A 16,404-nucleotide genomic window follows, 5' to 3' on the forward strand; every position below is an offset into this window, starting at 1 on the left:
TCTCGTCCCGGTTGACGAGTTCCGGCGCTGGTTCCCCGGGAGTGTGCCGTCCCCCACTCGACCGGGCCACTCCCCTGGTTACCCACGGGTAACAAGGGCTAGGGTGCGGGACAGGAACACTCTCGACTTCAGGAGCATTCGTGGCCGCACCAGCAACGCCGCCGCTCGCGCCCACCGCGCGAGGGGTGCGCAATGTCGTCTTCGTCGAAGGGATACGCACGCCCTTCGGCAAGGCGGGCGACAAGGGCATGTACGCCGGGACCCGCGCGGACGACCTCGTCGTCAACGCCATCCGCGAGCTGCTGCGGCGGCATCCGGAGCTGCCGCCCGAGCGCGTGGACGAGGTGGCGATCGCCGCGACGACGCAGATCGGCGACCAGGGACTGACCATCGGCCGCACCGCCGCGCTGCTCGCCGGGCTGCCGAAGTCCGTGCCGGGCTTCGCGATCGACCGGATGTGCGCCGGCGCGATGACCGCGGTGACCACCACCGCGAGCGGCATCGGCTTCGGCGCCTACGACATCGCCATCGCCGGCGGCGTCGAGCACATGGGCCGCCACCCGATGGGCGAGGGCGTCGACCCGAACCCGCGGATCATCGCGGACAAGCTGGTCGACCCGACCGCGCTCGTGATGGGCCAGACCGCGGAGAACCTGCACGACCGGTTCCCGGAGATCACCAAGGAGCGCACGGACGCGTTCGCCGCGCGCAGCCAGGAAAAGTACGCCGAGGCGGTCAAGACCGGCAAGATCGGCCCCGAGCTGGTTCCGGTGGCGACCCGCAGCAAGGAACTCGGCTGGGGCCTCGCGACCGAGGACGAGCCGCCGCGCCCGGGCACGACCGTCGAGCAGCTGGCGAAGCTCAAGACGCCGTTCCGCCCGCACGGCCGGATCACCGCGGGCAACGCGGCCGGTCTCAACGACGGCGCCACCGCGGCGATCCTCGCCGACGAGGACACCGCGCGCGACCTGGGCCTGCCGATCGGGATGCGGCTGGTCGGCTACTCCTTCGCGGGCGTCGAGCCCGAGGTGATGGGCATCGGCCCGGTGCCGGCCACCGAGAAGCTGTTCAAGCGCACCGGCCTGTCCATCGACGACATCGGCCTGTTCGAGATCAACGAGGCGTTCGCGGTGCAGGTGCTCGCGTTCCTCGACCACTTCGGCATCGCCGACGACGATCCGCGGGTCAACCAGTGGGGCGGCGCGATCGCGTGCGGCCACCCGCTGGCCTCGTCCGGCGTCCGGCTGATGACGCAGCTGGCGCGCCAGTTCGCCGAGCGTCCCGACGTGCGCTACGGCCTCACCACGATGTGCATCGGCATCGGCATGGGCGGCACCGTGATCTGGGAAAACCCGGCCTATAACGGCTCTGAGGGGGCGAAGTAATGACTTTCACCGCTGAAGAGGCCAAGGCCGCGTTCCCGGACGAGGTCGTGACGAACGCGGTCACCAACCTGGTCAAGGTTCCCGGTCTGGACAAGCCGGTCGCACTGATCACTTTGGACAACGGTCACGACCACACCCGGCCGAACACCTTCGGCCCGCAGGGTCTCGTGGCGCTGAACGCCGCGCTGGACGAGGCGTTCGCCGCCGAGCCCGCCGCGATCGCGGTGACCGGCAAGCCATTCATTTTCGCCGTCGGCGCGGACCTTTCCGGCGTCGAGGCGGTGTCGGACCCGAAGCTGGCGCGCGAGATCGCGCAGACCGGGCACGACGTGTTCCGCCGGCTCACCGAATCGAAGATCCCGACGTTCGGGTTCGTCAACGGCGCGGTGATGGGCGGCGGGCTCGAACTCGCGCTGTCCTGCCACTACCGGACGCTGTCGGAGAACACCGCCGCGATCGCGTTCCCCGAGGTGTTCCTCGGCCTGTTCCCGGGCTGGGGCGGCACGCAGCTGCTGCCGAACCTGATCGGCCCGGACGCCGCCGTCACCGTGATCATCGAGAACGCGCTGGCGCAGAACAAGATGCTGAACGTGCGCAAGGCCGCCGAACTCGGCATCGTCGACGAGGTCTTCGGTTCCGCGGACTACCTGGAGCAGTCGCTGCTGTGGCTGGCGAAGGTGGTCAACGGCGAGATCACCCCGGCTCGCCGGGAAATCGACCGCGGCGCGGAGTGGGACGCGGCGATCGCGCGTGCCAAGTCCATCGTGGACGGTCGCACGCACGGTGCCTCGCCGGGCGCGACCAAGGCGGTCGAACTGCTGGAGCTGGCGCGGGAGAACGACCTCGACCGCGGCTACGCGGCGGAGACCGACGGGCTCGCCGAACTGCTGATGTCGGACGTGCTGCGGGCTGGGCTGTACTCGTTCAACCTGGTCAACAAGCGGGCGAAGCGGCCGGCCGGCGCGCCGGACAAATCGTTGGCGCGCAAGGTGAACAAGGTCGGCATCGTCGGCGCGGGCCTGATGGCCAGCCAGCTGGCGCTGCTGTTCGTGCGCCGCCTCAAGGTGCCGGTGGTGCTCACCGACGTCGACCAGGCGCGGATCGACAAGGGCGTGGGCTACGTCCACGAAGAGATCGACAAGCTGCTGGCCAAGAAGCGCGTGTCCCCGGACGGCGCGAACCGGCTCAAGGCTCTGGTGACCGGCTCGCTCGACAAGGCCGCGTTCTCCGACGCGGACTTCGTGATCGAGGCCGTTTTCGAAGAGCTGGGCGTGAAGCAGCAGGTGTTCGCCGAGCTGGAGCAGCACGTCTCCCCCGAGGCGATCCTGGCTACGAACACCTCGTCGCTGTCGATCACCGCGATGGCCTCGAAGCTGCAGCACCCGGAGCGCGTGGTCGGCTTCCACTTCTTCAACCCGGTGGCCGTGCTGCCGCTGCTGGAGATCGTGCGCGGCGAGAAGACCGACGACGCGACGCTGGCGACCGCGTTCTCGGTCGGCAAGCAGTTGAAGAAGTCGAGCGTGCTGGTGAAGGACGCGACGGCGTTCGTCGTGAACCGGCTGCTGCTGCGCTTCCTCGGCGAGGTGCTGGTGGCGGTGGACGAGGGCACGCCGTTCGACGTGGCCGACTCCGCGCTGGAGCCGCTCGGCCTGCCGATGTCGCCCCTGAACCTGATGCAGCTCGTCGGCCCGGCCATCGCGCTGCACGTCGGCGAGACGCTGCACGGCTCGTTCCCGGACCGCTTCACGGTGAGCGAGAACCTGGACAAGTTCGTGAAGGCGGGCAAGAAGGGCGTCTGGACCTGGGACGAGACCGGGAAGCCGTCGGTCGACCCGGAGGTCGCGCAGCTGTGGAAGCAGGGCGACCAGCCCTCCACGGCCGAGCAGGTCCGCGACCGCGCGCTGAACGCGATCGCCGAAGAGGTCCGGATCATGCTCGACGAGGGTGTGGTCGCGGAAGCCCAGGACATCGACCTGTGCCTGATCCTCGGCGCGGGCTGGCCGTTCTGGCTGGGCGGCATCACGCCGTACCTCGACCGGTCGGGCGTGTCGGAGCGGGTCAACGGCAAGCCGTTCCTCTCCCAGGGAGTCGCTTCGGTTCCGGCGTAATGCCCCGGCGGAGCCGCCTTTCACCGGGCGGCTCCGCCGTGAACCGGGACACACCGAGCACTTCGTGACCTTCCGGGCACCAGCCGTTCACCGCTGCCCCATAACGTCCTGCCGAATCATCGGAGCAGGTCAGGAGCAGGATGAACAGCACGAACCCGGACGGCGTCGGCCGTCGCGGATTCCTCAAGCGCGCGGGGCTGGCCGGCGCTGTCGCCGCCGGTGCCCCGGTGCTGGCCTCGGGCCAGGCCGACGCCGCGGACCTCGACCTCGATCTGGGGCTCGACCTCGGGGTTGATCTCGACTGGCTGTTCGGCCGCCGCTATCAGTGGGTCGTCGGCGACCACCACACGCACAGCCAGTATTCGTACGACGCGATGTACACCATCGACCGGATCGCCTCCGGAGCGCGCGAACACGGCGCGAAGTGGATCGTCTTCACCGATCACGGGCACGCGACGCACGAGAAGTCGTCAGTGGAGCCGACCAGCCGCGACGTGCTCGCCGCGCAGCGGAGGCACCCTGATCTGCTGCTGTGGCAAGGCATGGAGTGGAACGTGCCGGGCGCGGAGCACGCCACGCTGTTCTTCCAGGCCGGCCGCGACCAGGCCACCGTGCTGCGCGAATTCGAGCGGAGTTTCGACTGGCGGCTGACCGGTTCCGAATCGTCTAGCCCGGAGCACGAAGCGTTGGCGCTTAAGGGTTTGCGGTGGCTTGCCGAGCAGGAACGCAAGCGCCGGATCCACGCGCCGGTCGTGCTGATCAACCACCCGCTGCGCAATGGGCGCGTGTCACCGCACGAACTGCGCAACTACCGCGACACCGCGCCCGGAATCGTGATCGGCATGGAAGGCGCGCCCGGCGCGCAGGCCGACGGATTCCCCAAGCCGCAAGGCAATGGCGGCGCGCGAGGCGGGTACGGCAACAACCCTGGCGACAACTCCTGGCCCGGCTTCCCGGCCGAGGCGTACCGCACGTTCGGCGGCTGGGACTGGACCACCGCGAAGGTCGGCGGGCTCTGGGATTCCCTGCTGGCCGAAGGAAAACCGTGGTGGATCACCACGAACTCCGATTCGCACTACAACCGCGGCGACCACCTGGTGCGCCCGGCGGTGCCGGACGGCTGGTACGAGCAGACCGGCAAGTACCCAGACCCGGTCGACAGCGGAGTCCCGCAATTGTCCGCGCCGTACGCGGATTTCTACCCTGGCGAGTTCAGCCGCACCGTGGTCGGCGTGCGCCGGCCGGGCTTCGAAGGCGTGCTGGAAGGACTGCGCACGGGCCGGATTTGGCTGTCTCACGGCGGTTTGGTGCAGCACCTGGAAGTCGGCGTCTACGGCAGCGGTGACTGCGCGACCTTCGGCGGACGCCTGCGCGTGCGCCGCGGCTCGACCGTGACGGTCGTCGTGTCCGCAGTGACAGCGTACCGGCCGAATGGATCGGGTTCGGTGCCGCAGCTTGGTCGGCTGGACCTGATCTCAGGTCCGGTCACCGGCCCGGCGGCGGATCGCGACGCGATGACCGCACCGGGTACGCGGGTGGTGGAGTCGTTCACGCCTTCGCGCGGCTATGCGGGACGGCGGGTGACGTTCAAGCACACGTTCCGCAATGTGCGGGAGCCGTTCTACGTCCGGGTGCGTGGAACGGACGGGAAGCGGCACGTCGCTGGCGGGATCGAGCCGATGATGGACGTGATCGGGCAGGCGAATCCGTACGAAGACCTGTGGCTGTACGGGAATCCCACATTCGTGGACGTCTACTGAGGACAGTCGGCAGGCGCGGAGCGATCCGCGCCTGCCGGGTTCAGATCTCGACGACGGTGACCAGCCGGTCCAGTCCCACAAAGTCCTTGAGGTTCCTGGTCAGCAACGGGATTTGCTGCGCCGCCGCCGTCGCCGCGATCTGCAGGTCCATCCGGCGGGGACGCGGATCCCGCCCGAACCGCCGGACCAGTCCCGCGCCCGTGCCGTACATCTTGGCCTCGTCCACGCCGAACGGCAGCACCACGAACTGGTCGAGAACACGGCGGTAGCGTTCGACCCGTTCCGCGAGCCGGACGGGATCGTCGGTGACGAGACCGTAAGCCAGTTCCGCGACGGTCACCGAACTGACCGCGGGCACCGAGGACGCGTACGGGCCCAGGTCGAGCCGTTCGAGATCGATGACCACCGAGGTGTCGAGCAGGACCCGGGACGGAGCGGTCACTGGTCTTCGCCGGGATCGCCGAGGCGGTCCGGACCGAAGACCGCGTCATCGGCTTCCCGCTCCCGACGCCATTCGGCGCTGTCCATCGGCGGCAGCCCGCGGAAGGCTTCCTGGATCTCGCCGAGAGTCCGGTCTCGCCGCGGTTCCTCCTGGCCGCGGTGCGGCACCAGGTCGGCCACCGGCTTTCCGTTGCGGGTCACCACGAACGACTCGCCCGCCGCCACGCGCCGCATGATCTCCGCGTTGTCGTTGCGCAGCTCTCGCTGGCCGATTGCGTACCCCATAACCCGAAGTGTAGCGCTTTTTCGCGAAAGTGCTACCCATGTGCTACACCGGTGCTACGCCGCGGGCAACCGCACCGCCACCGCCAGCCCGCCCCCGACCACCGGCTCCGCCGACACCGTCCCCCCGTGCGCCTGCACCGCCGCCCGCACGATCGACAGCCCCAGCCCCGCCCCCGACCGGGCCGTCCGGGCCACCCCGGCGCGGCGGAACGGCTGGAACAGTTCCGGCACCGCCGCCGGGTCCAGCAGCCCGCCCGACGAGCGCACCCGCAGCGTCGACCACTGCGCGCCCGGCTCCGTCGTCACCTCGATCCAGCCGCCGTCGACGTTGTGCCGCACCGCGTTCTCGACCAGGTTCCCGGCGATCCGTTCCAGCAAAGCCGAATCCCCGATCGCGGGCGACGGCTGCATCGCGAAATCCGCGCGCAGGCCCCGTTGTTCGGCCTCGCCGCGCACGGCGGACCACGCGCGTTCCACGAGCACCGTCAGGTCCACCAGTTCCCGCGTCACGAGCCCGGCTCCGTCGGTCCTGGCCAGCAGCAGCAGCGAATTCACCAGCTGCCCGGCCCGGTTCGTCGCGTCCAGCACCACTCCGGCCATCCGGCGGAATTCGGCCTCGTCGGCGTGCTCGTCGGACAGTGTGACGTCCAGTTCCGTCCGGATCACCGACAGCGGCGTGCGCAATTCGTGGCTCGCGTTGGCCACGAAATGCCGCTGCGAATCGAACGCGTCCTGCAGCCGGTCGAGCATGTCGTCGAACGTCCGCGCCAGTTCGGCCAGTTCGTCGCGCGAGCGGATCTCGCCGATGCGCTCCCCCATCGACTCGACCGACAGCCGGCGCGCGGTCCCGGTGATCTCGCGCAGCGGCCGCAGCACGCGGGAGGTGAACGTCCAGGCCAGGATCGCCGCCGCGGCCACCACGAAGAAGAACGCCAGCGAGCCGAAAATCAGCACCCGGGTGACCGCGTGCGTGCGCAAGTGCTGCGCGAGCGTGGACGCGTCCACGTCGTTCCCGTCGACCCGGACGATCGTGCCCGGCGGCATGTGCGGCACCGCGTCGACCGCGTCGCCGACGAGCGTCCACGCCAGCCACAGCAGCAGCAATCCCGCCGCGGCGACCAGGACGGTCGCCAGGACGGTGACGCGCACCCGCAGACTGCGGGCACCGGGAAGCTTCACTCGGACCGGGCGACCGACACCCGGTAGCCCGAGCCGACCACGGTCTCGATGATGCCCGGTTCGCCGAGCTTCTTGCGCAAGGTCATCACGGTGACCCGGACCGTCGTGGTGAACGGGTCGGCGTTCTCGTCCCACACCCGTTCAAGCAGTTCCTCGCTGCTGACCACGGATCCGCCCGCGGACAGCAGCACCTCGAGCACGCCGAACTCCTTGCGGGTCAGCTCGACCGGCCCGCTCGCGCGCCGGACGGTGCGCTTCGCCGGATCAAGCTCGACGTCGCCCGCGGTGAGCAGCGGCGGCGCGGCGGGCGTCGCGCGGCGGCCCAGCGCCCGCACGCGCGCGACCAGCTCCGGGAAGGCGAACGGCTTGGCGAGATAGTCGTCCGCGCCCAGGGACAACCCGTCCACCCGGTCGGACACCGAACTGCTCGCGGTCAGCATCAGCACGCGCGTCAGCTCGCCCGACGTCACGATCTCGCGGCACAGGTCGTCGCCGGACATCCCGGGCAGGTCGCGGTCGAGCAGCACCACGTCGTACCGCGTGACGGACGACTTCTCGTGCCCGTCGTCGCCCGTGAGCGCGATGTCGACGGCCATGCCCTCCCGCCGCAGCCCGCGGGCGATCGCGTCGGCCAACGGCTCTTCGTCTTCGACTACCAGAACTCGCACGAGACCACAATCCCATAGTTTCCTGAGAACACCTGAGAGACCTGAATGGACACTCGCCTTCACCCCCACCGCAACGCGAACCACAGCCGCATTCGCGTTTCCGGATCGGCCAGCCGGACGTCCAGCGCCCGTTCCACCTGCCCGATCCGGTGCCGCACGCTGTTGCGGTGCACGCCGAGTTCGGTCGCGGTGCGGTCCCAGCTGCCGTGGTGCGCCAGCCAGGTCCGCAGGGTCGGCACTAGCTCGCGGCCGTGCGCGCGGTCCAGTTCCCGCAGCGGGGCCAGGAGACGGTCGGCGAACGCGCCGGCCGCGGCGGGCGGGATCAGGTCGTCGAAGCCGAGCGGGTCGGCGCTGGCCGCCAGCGGACGGGCGAGTGCGCGGGCGCGGGCGAGCAGCAGTTCGGTTTCCGCGACGGCGCCGGGCAGGTCCGCAGCCGGGTGGGGTGGGCTCGCCACCGCCAGCCAACCGTGTTCGAGGAGGCCGTCCAGGGTGCCGAGCTCGCCGGTGATGGCGTAGAAGCGCGGGCCGGGCAAGACCTGGACCAGCGGGGTGTCGAGCCGGGCGCGCAGCCAGTCCGGCCGCCGGGCTAGCGCGTCCGGGCCTCGCCGATGGGCGACTCCGGCGACGAGCCGGGCGTGGTCGCTGCCGACGACTCCGGCGAGTGCGTCCGCACCGGGGCCGCCGAGCAGCAGCGCGGTGGCCGCGGCGCCGAGTTCCGCGCTGTCCGATCCGGCTCGGCCGACGAGTCCCAGCAGCGCCGCACCGACCGCCAGGATCGCCCGGTCCCCGCTGTCGAACCGCTGGGCCCGGCCGACCACGACCAGGTGCGCGGCGGTCGCCTGCGGGTACACCGGCTGCGCGACGACGTGTGTGCCGTCCGGCAATTCGGTGGAGGCGATGCGGATTCCGCTCCGAGAACGCAGGGTCGCGAGCAGATTCTTCACCGGCGACGGCAAGGGCTGCGGCGCGTCGTAACCCGCCGCCAGCACGTCCCCGGCGCCGACCATCGCGACCCATCCGCGCAATCGTCCGGCGAGCGCGGCGACCAGTTCCCCCAGCCCGCCGCCCGCGGCTCGCGTCAACGCTTCGCGGCCTTCCGCCAGCCGTCGTTCTTCGTGCCGCCCTGCCTCGGCGAGCGCGACCGCGACGGCACGGTTGATCGCCAAGAACGGCGTCGCGGGCGGGACGACCAGCAGCGGCAGACCGTGCTCCGCGCAGGCGTCGCGCAGGGAGGTCGGCAGGGTTTCCGAGACCGTCGGCGTGAGGCCGAAGCCGAGCGCGGTGACGCCCGCGGCGCACAGCCCCCGGACGTACCGGTCGGCGTCTTTCGGCAGGTTCACGCCCGCGGTCAGCACGAGTTCGGCACCCACCAGGTACGGCGCGGGGTCGGCCAGTTCGCTCACGTGCGCCCACCGCACCGGCCGGTCCAGCGCGCCCGGACGCAGCGTTTCGGGCACGACGTCGAGCGCCAGCTCCGAGTTGCCCGCGACGGTGCGTAGTGGAACTGTCACCTCCGCGGGCAACAGCACGTCCTGCTGGGTCATTTCAACCAATCCTCCGGGAAGCCTTGGATACATCGTCCCATGCCGCCGCGGGGTCGCCCGACCCTACGGTGTCCCGCAAGAACCCACCCCGTTTCAAGGAGGACCCGTGGGCGGCGACTATGCGGTGATCGCGCTGTACATCGCGGGCATGATCGGGGTCGGCTGGATCGGCCTCCGGCTGGCCAAGACGAAATCCGACTATCTGGTCGCCGGACGGCGGCTCGGCTGGTTCATGTACTCCGGCACGATGTCGGCCGTCGTGCTCGGCGGCGCGTCGACCGTCGGCGGCGTGAAGCTCGGCTACACCTACGGCATCTCCGGCGCGTGGCTGGTGATCACGATCGGCGTCGGCATCCTGGTGCTGCACGCGGTTTTCGCGCGGCGGCTGGTGAAACTGCGCGTCTACACCGTCGGCGAGATGCTCGACCTGCGCTACGGCGGCCGCGCGAGCGCGGTGTCCGGCGTGGTGATGTGGGGCTACACGCTGATGCTCACGGTCACCTCGACGCTGGCGTTCGCGTCGATCTTCAAGGTGCTGTTCTCGATCCCGAGCTGGGCCGGGATCGCGATCGGCGGGTCGATCGTGGTGCTGTACTCGGTGCTCGGCGGCATGTGGTCGATCACGCTGACCGACATCGCGCAGTTCGTGATCAAGACGATCGGCATCCTGTTCGTGCTGCTGCCGGTCGCGCTCGTCTCGGCGGGCGGCTTCAGCGGGATGGCCGAAAAGCTGGACGCGTCGTACTTCGAGTTCACCTCGATCGGCGGCGAGACGATCCTGACCTACTTCCTGATCTACACCTTCGGGTTGTTGATCGGGCAGGACATCTGGCAGCGCGTGTTCACCGCGCGGACCCCGCGCGTCGCGACCGGCGGCGGTGTCATCTCCGGCGTGTACTGCCTCGTCTACGGCATCGCGGGCGCGCTGATCGGTACGGCGGCGAAGGTGCTGTACCCGGATCTCGGCAGCGCGCAGGACGCCTTCGCCACCATCGCCGAACGGCTGCTGCCTACTGGCGTACGCGGCCTCGTGCTCGCTGCCGCGCTGTCCGCGCTGATGTCGACGTCCAGCGGTGCGCTGATCGCGTGCGCCACCACGACGACTTCGGACCTGTTGCGCAAGGTCGGCCTTAAGAGTGGCGAGGTCTTGCGTAACCGAGTGACGACACTTGTGCTGGGCATCGTGGCCATCGGTATCGCAATGCTCGTGGACGACGTCGTCAACGCGCTCACCATCGCGTACGACATCCTCGTCGGCGGCTTGCTCGTCACGATCATCGGCGCGCTGTTCTGGAAGCGCGGTACTCGCGAAGGCGCGTACGCGTCAATGGTCGCCGGGACGGTGTCCGTCATCGCCTTCATGATCATCGACGGCGTCGCGGCCAACAGTCCGATCTATTGGGGCCTCGGCGTCAGCCTGGTCGTGTACGTCGGCGTCAGCCTCGCGACACCGCGTACGCCGGACAGCATTCTTTCCGTGTGGACACAACGTTTGCATGGCTCCGAAGCCGCTGAAGATCTCAGCGCATCCGAAAACCGACAGGAGTTGACCCAGTGAGTGAACAGCGTCCGGTCGGCCCGCTCGACTCGTCGCAGATCCCGCGCTTCGCCGGCTTCGCGACCTTCGCGCGGCTGCCGCGGATTGACGAAGTGCCGAGCGCCGACGTAGCCGTAGTCGGCGTGCCGTTCGACTCCGGCGTGTCCTACCGCCCCGGCGCTCGGTTCGGTCCTTCGGCGCTTCGCGAGGCGAGCCGGCTGCTGCGGCCGTATCACCCGGGTCTGGACGTTTCGCCGTTCGCCGAGAAGCAGGTCGTGGACGCCGGGGACATCGCGGTGAACCCGTTCCACATCGGCGAAGCGATCGAGAAGCTGCAGCAGGAAGCCGAAGCGCTTACTGCGGGCGAGACGAAGCTGGTGACCGTCGGCGGCGACCACACCATCGCGCTCCCGCTGCTGCGCGCGGCGGCGAAGAAGCACGGTCCCGTTGCGCTGCTTCACTTCGACGCTCACCTCGACACCTGGGACACCTACTTCGGTGAGCCGTACACCCACGGCACGCCGTTCCGTCGCGCGGTCGAAGAAGGCATCCTCGACACCAGCGCTGTGTCGCACGTGGGCACGCGCGGCCCGCTGTACGGCAAGCGTGACCTCGAAGAGGACCGACGCCTCGGTTTCGGCATCGTCACCTCCGGCGACGTACTGCGCCGCGGCATCGACGAGACCGTGGACGCGCTTCGGCAGCGCATCGGCGACCGTCCGCTGTACGTGTCCGTGGACATCGACGTGCTCGACCCCGCGCACGCACCCGGCACCGGCACTCCCGAAGCCGGCGGCATGACCAGCCGAGAACTGCTGGAGATCCTGCGCGGCCTGCGCGGGCTCAACCTGGTCGGCGCGGACGTCGTGGAGCTGGCCCCGGCCTACGACCACGCCGAGATCACCGCAGTCGCCGCTTCGCACGTCGCCTACGACCTGGTCAGCCTGCTGGCGCTGGGACGCGACGCATGACCCGGATCGGCGGCGACGTTGTCGTAGAAACGCTGCGGGCGCTCGGTGCGGACACCGTGTTCGGCCTGCCCGGACAGCACGCGCTCGGCCTGTTCGAAGCGCTGCGCCGCGCGGAAGACCTGCGCGTGGTCAGCTCGCGGGTGGAGAACAACCTCGCCTTCGCCGCGGACGGCCACGCGCGCGCCCGGCTCGCCGCCGATCCGCACGGCCCGGTGCCGGTCACGCCGATGATCGTGTCGACCGGCCCCGGCGCGCTGCTCACCTTGGCGTCGCTGCAGGAATCGCGCGCGGCCTCGGTGCCGGTGCTCGGGATCTCCAGCCAGATCCCGGTCGCCGGGCTCGGCGGCGGACGGCACGGCTACCTGCACGAATTGCCGGACCAGCAGGCCAGTTTCCGCGACGTCGTGAAGTCGGTGCACGTGGTCCGCTCGATCAGCCAGATCCCGACCGCGCTGCGCGAGGCGTGGGAATCGGCCGCGACCGCGCCGTACGGGCCGGTGTGGGTGGAAATCCCGCAGGACGTGCTGCTCGCCGGAACCACGCTGCCGCCGCTGACCAGCGTCACCGCGGCTCCGGCCCCGCTCGAACCGTTGCCGGAGCTGGTCGCCGAAGCCGCAAAACTCCTTGAGGCAGCGAAGAATCCGGTGATTCTCGCCGGGGGCGGCGCACTGCGGTCCGGCGCGCACGGCGAGCTGCGCCAGCTCGCCGAAACCCTGCGCGCACCAGTGGTGTCGACGTTCGGCGGCAAGGGCGTTTTCGCCTGGGACCACGAACTGTCCGCGCGATCGTGGCTGGAAGACTGGCACACCACGGAATTCCTCGCCGACGCCGACGTCCTCCTGGTGCTCGGCTCGGGATTGGGCGAGCTGTCCAGCAACTACCGCGAGTTCGCGCCACGCGGCCGGATCGTGCAGGTGGAAGCGGATCTCGGGAAACTGGAGTCGAACTACCCCGCGCTCGCGCTGCACGCCGACGTCCGGCACACTCTCCGCGCGCTGCTGGACCAGCTCACCCCGCGAACCGCGGACGGACAAGCCGAAGCGGCGGTGAAGGACCTGCTGGCGCGCGTGGAGTCCAGATTGGACAGTCAGCCGCTTGCGCTTGAACGGAAGCTGATCGACGACCTCCGCGCCGCGCTTCCCGAAGGCACGCAAACTTTCTGGGACATGACGATCGCGGCTTACTGGGCGTGGTCGGCCTGGAACCCGGACGGCGCGCCGATCCACACCGCGCAGGGTGCGGGCGGCCTCGGTTACGGCCTTCCCGGCGCAATCGGCGCCGCGGCAGCAGGCGTGCGGTCGCTGGCGGTCTCCGGCGACGGCGGCGCGATGTACGGACTGGCCGAGCTGGCCACCGCCGTGCAGCACCAACTCGACGTGACCTGGCTCGTGATCGACGACGGCGGCTACGGCATCCTGCGCGAGTACCTCACCGGTGCGTTCGGCCAGACCACCGCGACCGAACTGCCGCGACCGGATTTCGTCGCGCTGGCCGAGTCGTTCGGCATCCCCGCCCGGAAGACCACTGTGGACAGTGTCCGCACCGACCTCGCCGAAGCGCTGCGCACGCCGGGTCCCTCGGTCGTCGTGCTTCCCGCGCTGCTGAAGATGTTCGCCCCAACCCATTTGGAGCACTCGTGACCCACATCCGCAACTTCGTCGGCGGCGCGCTGGTCGACACCCCCGACACCGAGGCCACCCTCGAACTGACCAACCCGGCCACCGGCAAGGTCTTCGGCAGCAGCGTCGTTTCGCGGCGGAACGAGATCGACCTCGCGATGGAGTCGGCGGCGCGCGCGTTCCAGTCGTGGCGGCGCAGCACTCCCGCGCAGCGCCAGGAAGCTCTGCTCAAGATCGCCGACGCGCTGGAAGCGCGTGCGGAAGAGTTCGCCGACGCCGAGGTCCGCGAAACCGGCAAGGTCCGCTCCGTCATGCTGGACGAGGAAATCCCTGAGTGCGTGAGCACGCTGCGGTTCTTCGCCGGTGCGGCCCGGCAGCTCGAAGGCACCGGCGCGGGCGAGTACCTGCCCGGGCACACGTCGGTGATCCGCCGCGAGCCGATCGGCGTGTGCGCGCAGATCGCGCCGTGGAACTACCCGCTGATGATGGCCGTATGGAAGATCGGCCCGGCACTCGCCGCGGGCAACACCGTGGTGCTCAAGCCCGCGGAAACCACCCCGTCCACCGCCGTGCTGCTGGCCGAAACGGCGGCGGAATTCCTGCCGCCGGGCGTGTTCAACGTCGTGTGCGGCGACCGGGAAACCGGCCGCGCGCTGGTCCGGCACCCCATCACCGACCTGGTGTCCATCACCGGCTCGACGCGGGCGGGCATCGACGTGGCGACCGTCGCCGCGGCCGACCTCAAGCGCACCCACCTGGAACTGGGCGGCAACGCTCCCCTGCTGGTCTTCCCAGACACCGATCTCGCCGACACCGCCGAGCGGATCGCCGACGCCGCGTTCTACAACGCCGGACAGGACTGCACCGCGGGCAGCCGAGTGCTGGTGCACGAGAGCGTCCACGACGAATTCGTTGCCGCGCTGACGAAAACGGCCGCGACCCGGCGTCCGGACGTCGACTACGGCCCGCTCAACAGCCGCGCTCAGCTCGACCGCGTGCTCGGCCTGCTGGAGCGGCTGCCGTCGCACGCCCGCGTCGAAACCGGCGGCACCGCGACCGGACCGGGCTTCCAGCTCGCGCCGACCGTCGTCTCCGGCCTTCGCCAGGACGACGAACTGGTCCAGGAGGAAATCTTCGCACCGGTGATCACCGTCCAGTCGTTCGCCGACGAGGCAGAAGCGCTGGAGCTGGCCAACGGTGTCCCGTACGGCCTGGCTTCCTCGGTCTGGACGAACGACGTCGCCCGGGTCGCCCGGGTGTCGCGCGACCTCGATTTCGGCTGTGTGTGGGTGAATACCCACGGCCCGCTGACCGCCGAGATGCCGCACGGCGGGTTCGGCCACTCCGGGCACGGCAAGGACCTCTCGGCGTATTCGTTCGCCGAGTACACCCGGGTCAAGCACGTGATGACGAGGTTCGAGTGATGGGCGGCAAGGTCACCGAGGTCGAACAGCACGGCATCGCGCCGATCCCGCCCGCCGAGCAGACGTCCCGTCCGCGCGACCTGTTCCGGCTCGCGTTCGGCGGGGCCAACACGTTCGCCACGATCATCCTCGGCACTCTCCCGATCGCCTACGGGCTGAGCTTCTGGGCCGCGCTCGCGGCGACCGTCGTGGGCGTGGTGCTCGGCGCGCTCGTGCTGTCCCCGATGGCTTTGTTCGGCCCGATCACGCGAACCAACAACGCGGTTTCGTCCGGCGCGCACTTCGGCGTGGTCGGCCGGTGCGTCGGCTCGTTCCTGTCGCTGCTCACCGCGATCACCTTCTTCGCGATCTCGGTGTGGGTGAGCGGCGACGCGGTAGCCGGTGCGGCACAACGGCTTTTCGGCATCCACGGCGGCCCCGTTCTGCGCGCGGTCGCCTACGGCGTGATCGCGATCGCCGTCCTCGTCGTGTGCATCTACGGCTACCGCTTCATGCTGCTGGTCAACCGCGTCGCCGTCACGCTGGGCACGCTCATCATGCTGGTCGGGATCTTCGCCTACGGCGGCTCGTTCGACCCGTCGTTCACCGGCAGCGGCAACTTCGCGCTCGGCACGTTCTGGCCGACCTGGATCCTCGCCGTGCTGACCGTGATGGCGAACCCGATCTCGTTCGGCGCGTTCCTGGGCGACTGGTCGCGCTACATCCCCGCCACCCACTCGCGCCGCTCGCTGCTGGCCGCGCCGTTCCTCGCGCAGCTCGCGACGCTGCTGCCGTTCGGCTTCGGCATCGCGACCGCGACCTTGGTCGCCGATCCGGCCGACTACGTCACCGGCCTGACCGCGATTTCCCCGCTCTGGTACGCGATCCCGCTGATCGTGGTCGCGCTCATCGGCGGACTGTCCACCGGCACCACCGCGCTGTACGGCACCGGACTGGATTTCAGCTCGATCTTCCCGCGCCTGTCCCGGGTGCGGGCGACGCTGCTGATCGGGACGCTGAGCGTACTGTTCATCTTCGTAGGCAATTTCGTGCTCGACATGGTGTCCAGCATCAACGCGTTCGCGACTCTGATCGTGCTGTGCACGTCGCCGTGGATGGTGATCATGATGATCGGCTACGTGCAACGCCGCGGCTACTACGACCCGGCCGACTTGCAGGTGTTCAACGAAGGCCGCACCGGTGGCCGGTACTGGTTCCACCGGGGCGTGAACTGGCGCGCGATGGCGGCCTGGATCCCGGCTACCGCGTTGGGATTGCTGTGCGCGAACACCCCGATGATCACCGGACCGCTGGCGGGCATCGCGGGCGGAGTGGACATCAGCCTGGTGGTGACGCTGTGCACGGCGGCGGTGGCGTATCCGGTGCTGGTGAAAGTGTTTCCGGAGCCTCGGGAGGTCTTCGGGCCTTCTTCGGCTATCCCAGCGGAAGTGGTGGCTGCCGAAGCGTGAGGGTGGGGGCGGCGGCTTCCCTGGCCCCGGAGCCC

13 protein-coding genes are annotated in these 16,404 nt (G+C 69.8%); 8 read left to right on the forward strand and 5 right to left on the reverse strand.

The window, feature by feature from the left end; all coding sequences use genetic code 11:
* Positions 1 to 185 precede the first annotated feature (185 nt).
* From ACZ63D_RS06740 to ACZ63D_RS06750, 3 genes are all read left to right on the forward strand, one after another.
* Positions 186 to 1,385, forward strand: a complete 1,200-nt coding sequence (locus ACZ63D_RS06740) for a thiolase family protein (protein ID WP_465353708.1) — start codon at positions 186 to 188, stop codon at positions 1,383 to 1,385.
* Positions 1,385 to 3,493 carry a 3-hydroxyacyl-CoA dehydrogenase NAD-binding domain-containing protein gene (locus tag ACZ63D_RS06745; protein WP_465353301.1) on the forward strand — a complete coding sequence of 703 codons (2,109 nt, stop codon included), beginning with the start codon at positions 1,385 to 1,387 and terminating at the stop codon, positions 3,491 to 3,493. The genes ACZ63D_RS06740 and ACZ63D_RS06745 overlap by 1 nt, the downstream gene beginning before the upstream one ends.
* Before the next feature lie 140 nt (positions 3,494 to 3,633).
* Positions 3,634 to 5,253 (forward strand): PHP domain-containing protein, encoded by a 1,620-nt coding sequence (locus tag ACZ63D_RS06750; protein WP_465353302.1) that lies wholly within the window; start codon positions 3,634 to 3,636, stop codon positions 5,251 to 5,253.
* A gap of 40 nt (positions 5,254 to 5,293) precedes the next feature.
* Here ACZ63D_RS06750 and ACZ63D_RS06755 read toward each other — a convergent pair whose 3' ends face one another.
* From ACZ63D_RS06755 to ACZ63D_RS06775, 5 genes are read right to left on the reverse strand one after another with little or no spacing between them, the layout of a single operon-like run.
* A complete protein-coding gene (locus ACZ63D_RS06755; RefSeq protein WP_465353303.1) occupies positions 5,294 to 5,695 on the reverse strand; it encodes a PIN domain-containing protein in 402 nt (133 codons plus the stop codon).
* Positions 5,692 to 5,979 (reverse strand): type II toxin-antitoxin system Phd/YefM family antitoxin, encoded by a 288-nt coding sequence (locus ACZ63D_RS06760; RefSeq protein ID WP_465353304.1) that lies wholly within the window; start codon positions 5,977 to 5,979, stop codon positions 5,692 to 5,694. The genes ACZ63D_RS06755 and ACZ63D_RS06760 overlap by 4 nt, the downstream gene beginning before the upstream one ends.
* A 54-nt stretch (positions 5,980 to 6,033) precedes the next feature.
* Positions 6,034 to 7,158, reverse strand: coding sequence for a sensor histidine kinase (locus tag ACZ63D_RS06765; RefSeq protein WP_465353305.1), 1,125 nt, complete (start codon positions 7,156 to 7,158; stop codon positions 6,034 to 6,036).
* On the reverse strand, positions 7,155 to 7,826 hold the full coding sequence (locus tag ACZ63D_RS06770; RefSeq protein WP_465353306.1) for a response regulator transcription factor: 672 nt from the start codon (positions 7,824 to 7,826) through the stop codon (positions 7,155 to 7,157). The genes ACZ63D_RS06765 and ACZ63D_RS06770 overlap by 4 nt, the downstream gene beginning before the upstream one ends.
* Positions 7,827 to 7,885: 59 nt before the next feature.
* The gene (locus ACZ63D_RS06775) at positions 7,886 to 9,370 is read right to left on the reverse strand and encodes a PucR family transcriptional regulator (protein ID WP_465353307.1); all 1,485 of its coding nucleotides are present in this window, start codon (positions 9,368 to 9,370) and stop codon (positions 7,886 to 7,888) included.
* Between the two features lie 106 nt (positions 9,371 to 9,476).
* On the opposite strand from ACZ63D_RS06775, the gene ACZ63D_RS06780 reads away from it, so the two are divergent.
* From ACZ63D_RS06780 to ACZ63D_RS06800, 5 genes are read left to right on the forward strand one after another with little or no spacing between them, the layout of a single operon-like run.
* The gene (locus ACZ63D_RS06780) at positions 9,477 to 10,928 is read left to right on the forward strand and encodes a sodium:solute symporter family protein (protein WP_465353308.1); all 1,452 of its coding nucleotides are present in this window, start codon (positions 9,477 to 9,479) and stop codon (positions 10,926 to 10,928) included.
* Complete coding sequence (gene speB / locus ACZ63D_RS06785) at positions 10,925 to 11,878, forward strand: agmatinase (protein WP_067579433.1); 954 nt, start codon at positions 10,925 to 10,927, stop codon at positions 11,876 to 11,878. The genes ACZ63D_RS06780 and speB overlap by 4 nt, the downstream gene beginning before the upstream one ends.
* Positions 11,875 to 13,518 (forward strand): thiamine pyrophosphate-binding protein, encoded by a 1,644-nt coding sequence (locus ACZ63D_RS06790; protein ID WP_465353309.1) that lies wholly within the window; start codon positions 11,875 to 11,877, stop codon positions 13,516 to 13,518. The genes speB and ACZ63D_RS06790 overlap by 4 nt, the downstream gene beginning before the upstream one ends.
* Entirely contained in the window at positions 13,515 to 14,921 is a 1,407-nt protein-coding gene (locus ACZ63D_RS06795; protein WP_465353310.1) for an aminobutyraldehyde dehydrogenase, read from the forward strand. The genes ACZ63D_RS06790 and ACZ63D_RS06795 overlap by 4 nt, the downstream gene beginning before the upstream one ends.
* On the forward strand, positions 14,921 to 16,369 hold the full coding sequence (locus tag ACZ63D_RS06800) for a purine-cytosine permease family protein (RefSeq protein WP_465353311.1): 1,449 nt from the start codon (positions 14,921 to 14,923) through the stop codon (positions 16,367 to 16,369). Before ACZ63D_RS06795 ends, ACZ63D_RS06800 begins: the two co-directional genes overlap by 1 nt.
* The last annotated feature ends 35 nt before the right edge of the window (positions 16,370 to 16,404 follow it).

The organism is Amycolatopsis sp. NPDC104775, assembly GCF_055583325.1.